Genomic DNA, 5,737 nt, shown 5'->3' on the forward strand with positions numbered 1-5,737 from the left:
CAGGGCTTCGGCTTCATCTCGGTGGGCACCGATATCGGGCTGCTCGCCAATGGCGGCCGGCGCCTGTTGCAGATGTGCCGGGGTTAACCCCTCCCCCGTCATTCCCGCGAAGGCGGGAATCCATTCTGGCTGGCCACGCGGCTTTTTCCGCGACCTGCGCGAATGGATCCCCGCCTTCGCGGGGATGACGAACGGATGTGGCGGGCTCGACGTAGAATAATCGGTTCAAGGAGACAGACATGGCTTTCGCGCTGACGATCGACGGCAAGCCCGCGCCGGCGAGCGAGACCTTCGCGGTGATCGACCCCGCCACCGGCCGCGAATTCGCGCAATGCCCGCTGGCGACGGTCGCGCAGCTCGACCAAGCGGTGGCCGCCGCGCGCGCCGCTTTCCCGGGCTGGGCCGCGCTGCCGATCGAGCAGCGCGCCGCGGCGCTCAATGCGATCGCCGATGCGCTGGCGGCGGAATGCGACGATCTCGCTGCCTTGCTGTCGCAGGAGCAGGGCAAGCCGGTGCGCTCGGCGGCGGGCGAGATTCAGGGCAGCATTCACTGGATCCGCACCACCGCCGGCTTCCGCCCCGAAATCGAGCGGATCGATCAGGCGGACGGCAGCCGCGCCGAAATCCACCGCAAGCCGCTCGGGGTGGTCGGGTCGATCACGCCGTGGAACTTCCCGGTGATGATCGCGATCTGGCACGTCATGCCGGCGCTGCTCGCGGGCAATACCGTGGTGCTCAAGCCCTCGCCGAGCACCCCGCTCGCCACGCTCAGGATGGTCGAGATCGCCAATCGCCACCTCCCCGCCGGGGTGTGGAACGTGGTGACCGGCGATGTCGAGATCGGATCGGGGATCGCCAAACACCCCGGTATCGACAAGGTGGTGTTCACCGGCTCGACCCCCACCGGCCGCGCGATCATGCGCGACGGCGCGGCCAATCTGAAGCGGCTGACGCTCGAACTCGGCGGCAACGATGCCGCGATCGTCCTCCCCGACGCCGATGTCGAGGCGATCGCGCCGCAGATCTTCCAATATGCCTTCGGCAACAGCGGCCAGATCTGCGCCGCGATCAAGCGCGTCTATGTCCACGATACGCTGCACGACGCGCTGGCCGAGCGGCTCGCCGCGCTGGCGGCGGCGGCGAAGGTCGGCCCTGGCAGCGATCCCGAGACGCACTATGGCCCGGTGCAGAACCGCCGCCAGTTCGATTACGTCCGCGCGCTCGCCGACGACGCCCGCGCGCAGGGCGGCCGCTTCCTCGCCGGGGGCGAGCCGCTGGCGGGCGACGGCTATTTCTTCCCGCTGTCGATCGTCGTCGACGTGACCGACGGCCACCGCATCGTCGACGAGGAACAGTTCGGCCCGGTGCTGCCGCTGATCCGCTACAGCGATGTCGAGGATGTGCTGGCGCGCGCCAATGCGAGCGAGAACGGGCTCGGCGGATCGGTGTGGTCGGCGGACGTATCGCGCGCGGCGGCGCTGGCGCAGCGGCTCGAATGCGGGACGGCGTGGGTCAACAGCCACTCAAAGATCTCGCCCGACGTGCCGTTCGGCGGCGCCAAGCAATCGGGCATCGGGGTCGAATTCGGGATGCACGGGCTCGACGAATATATGCAGCTGCAGATCGTCCGCCTGCCCGCAGGGGCAGCTTAAGCCGCACCATTCACCGTCATGCCGGACTTGATCCGGCATCCAGAGCCTCAAGCGAGGACCTCTGCCGCCCTGGATGCCGGATCGAGTCCGGCATGACGATAATAGAATTCGGGGGCCGAATGGACCTGACGCTCTTCTATTTCCCCGGCGCCTGCTCGCGCGTCACGATGACCGCGCTGGAGGCGGCCGGCGTCGCTTATCACGACCGGCTGGTGAACATCCGCACCGACGAGCAGAAGTCGGCCGACTACCGCCGCGTCAACCCCAAAGGCAAGGTGCCGGCGCTGGCGGTCGACGGGCGGATCATGACCGAAAATGCCGCGATCCTCGTCTTTCTCGACCGGCTGTTCCCGGCGGCGGGGCTGCTGCCGCACAGCGACGATCCGGTCGCGGAGATCGCGCCGCTCAGCGATCTTCTGTGGTGTTCCTCGACGCTCCACCCGGCGATGCGCCAGATCCGCGCGCCCGACAAATTCACCGCCGGCGATCCCGCCGCGGTGAAGGCCGACGGGATGGGCAAATTCGCCGCCGAAGCCACCCGCATCGCCGCGGGGGTGGACGCGCGCTGGTGGTATGGCGAGCGCTGGTCGATCGTCGACATCTATCTGTTCTGGCTGTGCAATGTCGCGGAGAAGGGCGGCTTTCCGCTCCACGATTACCCCGCGATCATCGATCACGCCGCGCGCGTCCGCGCCCTGCCCCCGCTGATCCGCGCGCTCGACCGCGAACGCGCCGGCGCCGACCGCGCGGGGATCGAGGGCATCATCTACTGATCCACCCGTGTCTCGCAATGCGAGACTAGATTACCGTATTGTATCGTAATTCGATCCATCGTATCGGATAACGATACCAAAAACCGAGGACTCATCATGTTTGCCGAATTGCCCGAAGCACCGATCGATCCGATCCTGGGGATGGCGCAGGCCTTCGCCAGCGACCCGAGCCCGAACAAGGTCGATCTCGGCATCGGCATCTACAAGGACGAGCGCGGCGAGGTGATCGTGCTGCCGACCGTCAAGGCCGCCGAGCGTGCCTTGCACGAGGGGCAGATGACCAAGCGCTACCTCTCCTCCGCTGGCAATCCGGAGTATAACGAGCGCACCCGCGGGCTGCTGTTCCGCGAGGGCAGCGACGCGCATTCGCGCGCGCGGACGATCCAGACGGTCGGCGGCACCGGCGCTTTGCGCGTCGCGGCCGATTTCATCCGCAAGTTCGGCACCGGGCGGCGCATCTTCCTCCCCGATCCCACCTGGGCGAACCACCCCGCGATCTTCGGCGTCACCGGGTTCGAGATCGTCAATTATCCCTATTACGACATCGCCACCGGCACCTTGCGGCTCGATGCGATGATGAGCGCGCTCGCCAATCTCAAGCCGGGGGATACCGTGCTGCTCCACGGCTGCTGCCACAATCCGGCGGGGGCCGACCCCACCGCCGCGCAATGGGCCGAGATCGGCGATCTCGTCGCGCGTTCGGGCGCGACCGCGCTGGTCGACCTTGCCTATCTCGGGTTCGCCGAGGGGCTGGAGGAGGATCGCCAGGGCCTCGCGATCCTCGCCGAGCGCCTCCCCGAGATGATCGTCGCCAGTTCTTACTCGAAGAACTTCGCACTCTATCGCGAGCGGACCGGCGCGCTCACGCTCGTCGGCGCCAATGCCTCGGCGGCGGAGCGCGCGATGGGCAATCTGCTCCCGGTAGTGCGCACCAATTATTCGATGCCGCCCGATCACGGCGCAGCGATCGTCGCGCATATCCTCGGCGACGCGACGCTCCGCGCGCAATGGGAGGAAGAACTGGCCGAGATGCGCAATCGCATCCGCGACATGCGCCACGAACTCGTCCGCCTGCTCGCAGGGAACAACCGCCGCGATTATTCCTTCCTCGCCGGGCAGCACGGCATGTTCGCGATGCTCGGCATCTCGCCCGATGCGGTGAAGCGGCTGCGCGAGGACTGGCACGTCCACATCACCGGATCGAGCCGCGCGAACATCGCCGGGCTGACCCCGGAGAATGTGGCGCATGTCGCCGAGGCGATCGCGGCGGTGAGCTGAGTCCCATCGTGCGCCTGATCGAGACCATGCTGCTCCACCCCGGCGCAGGGCCGGGGTCCAGCATCGGGCCGGTCGTGACTGGACCCCGGCCTGCGCCGGGGTGGGGGCTGTATCGAACCGGCCCGCTGCTTGCTTCTCCCCGGGCGGGGCTTCATGCTTCACGGGGTCGATAACGAAAGAAAAGATCGGGAACGGATGACGGAAACTGCGGAAGGACAGCCGGCTTCGGTCAAGAGCGTCGAGGTGACGGTCCGTATCCTCGACAGCCTCACCGATTCCTTCGGCCCGGTCCGCGTCACCGATCTGGCGCGCGATCTGGGGATGACCAAGGCGCGCGTCTCGCGCCATTTGCAGACGCTGACCCGGCTCGGGCTGGTCGATCGCGCGCCCCACGGCGGCGGCTATGTCTTCGGGCGCAAGCTGCTCAAATTCGGGCGCGCAGCGATCTATCGCAGCAATATCGTCGAGCTCGCGCGCCCCTTCCTGCGCGTGCTGCGCGACCGCACCGGGCATACCGCGGTGCAGACCTTGCCGACGCGCACCGGGGCGATGGTGGTGACCGCGGTGCCCAATGAATTCGAGCCGGGGGTGGTGATCCAGCCCGGCACATTGCTCGAACTGCCCAAATCGCCGGCCGCCCGTCTCACCGCTTATTTCGAGCGCCAGCCGGTCGATAGCGTCAAACTATGCGCCAATCTCGCGCGGCACGGGGTCGATTTCGAGGCCGATGCGCGCGGCAACGGGCTCGGCGGGATCGCCGCCCCGGTATTCGACAGCGACGGCGGCATCGCCGCGACGGTCGGGCTGGTGCTGTCCTCGGCGCTGGTCGATCCGGCGCCGAGCGACGAACTGATCCGCCACGTCCGCGAAGCCGCGGCGCAGATCCAGGCCGAATATGCCGAAGACGCCACCTCCCCGCTGATGCCGGCCCGCGAAAAATGACCGATACCCAGATCCGCTACGTCCGCCCGCCGCTCGCCCGCGCCGATCTGCTGCGCGAGGCGGCATATATCGACGGCGCGTGGGTGACCGCCGATATGACGCTCGAGGTGACCAACCCCGCGACCGGGGTGGCGATCGGCACGGTGCCGATGATGGGCGCCGCCGAGGCGGAACGCGCGGTGGCGGCGGCATCGGCGGCCTTCCCGGCGTGGAAGGCCACGTCGGCCAAGGAGCGCGCGACGATCCTCAAGCGCTGGTATGCGCTGATGGAACGGCATGGCGACGATCTCGCCACCTTGATGACCGCCGAACAGGGCAAGCCGCTGGCCGAGGCGCGCGGCGAAGTCTCCTATGCCGCGGCATTCCTCGAATGGTTCGCGGAGGAAGCGCGGCGGATCAACGGGCTGACCATTCCGGGCCACGCCGCCGACAAGCGGCTGGTGGTGGTGCAGGAGCCGGTCGGGGTGGTCGCGGCGATCACACCGTGGAACTTCCCCGCGGCGATGATCACCCGCAAGGTCGGCCCCGCGCTCTCCGCAGGGTGCACCGTCGTGCTTAAGCCCGCCGAGCTCACCCCCTATTCGGCGCTCGCGCTGGCGGTGCTGGCCGAGGAAGCCGGGGTGCCCAAAGGGGTGCTCAACATCATCACCGGCGATGCGCCGGCGATCGGCGAGGTGCTCACCACCGACCCGCGCGTCGCCAAATTCACCTTCACCGGCTCGACCCCGGTGGGCAAGATGCTCGCCGCCAAATGCGCCGGGACGGTCAAGCGCGTCAGCCTCGAACTCGGTGGGAATGCGCCGTTCATCGTGTTCGACGATGCCGATCTCGACAAGGCGGTGGCGGGCGTGATCGCCTCGAAGTTCCGCAACACCGGGCAGACCTGCGTCTGCGCCAATCGCATCTATGTCCAGGACGGCATCTACGACGCTTTCGCCGAGCGGCTGGCGGTGGCGGTGAAGAAGCTGGTGGTCGGCGACGGGCTTGCCGGCGAGACCCAGCAAGGCCCGCTGATCGACGCCCGCGCGCGCGACAAGGTGATCGCGCATGTCGCGGATGCGGTCGCGCGCGGCGCGCATCTGGTGACCGGCG

At 68.1% G+C, this 5,737-nt stretch carries 5 protein-coding genes; all 5 read left to right on the plus strand.

What is annotated here, in order from left to right:
* Positions 1–239 precede the first annotated feature (239 nt).
* Complete coding sequence (locus BGN95_RS17545) at positions 240–1,652, plus strand: aldehyde dehydrogenase family protein (RefSeq protein WP_286773492.1); 1,413 nt, start codon at positions 240–242, stop codon at positions 1,650–1,652.
* Between the two features lie 119 nt (positions 1,653–1,771).
* Positions 1,772–2,425 carry a glutathione S-transferase family protein gene (locus BGN95_RS17550; RefSeq protein ID WP_286773493.1) on the plus strand — a complete coding sequence of 218 codons (654 nt, stop codon included), beginning with the start codon at positions 1,772–1,774 and terminating at the stop codon, positions 2,423–2,425.
* Between the two features lie 96 nt (positions 2,426–2,521).
* Positions 2,522–3,703 (plus strand): amino acid aminotransferase, encoded by a 1,182-nt coding sequence (locus BGN95_RS17555; RefSeq protein WP_286773494.1) that lies wholly within the window; start codon positions 2,522–2,524, stop codon positions 3,701–3,703.
* A gap of 195 nt (positions 3,704–3,898) precedes the next feature.
* Positions 3,899–4,645: an IclR family transcriptional regulator gene (locus tag BGN95_RS17560; RefSeq protein WP_265312268.1), complete on the plus strand. Its 747-nt coding sequence runs from the start codon at positions 3,899–3,901 to the stop codon at positions 4,643–4,645.
* The coding region (locus BGN95_RS17565; protein ID WP_502688312.1) for an aldehyde dehydrogenase family protein at positions 4,642–5,737 on the plus strand (1,096 nt) is incomplete at its 3' end. The genes BGN95_RS17560 and BGN95_RS17565, both read left to right, overlap by 4 nt.

The organism is Sphingomonas sp. 66-10, from assembly GCF_001897045.1.
Taxonomy (GTDB): Bacteria; Pseudomonadota; Alphaproteobacteria; order Sphingomonadales; family Sphingomonadaceae; genus Sphingomonas; species Sphingomonas lycopersici.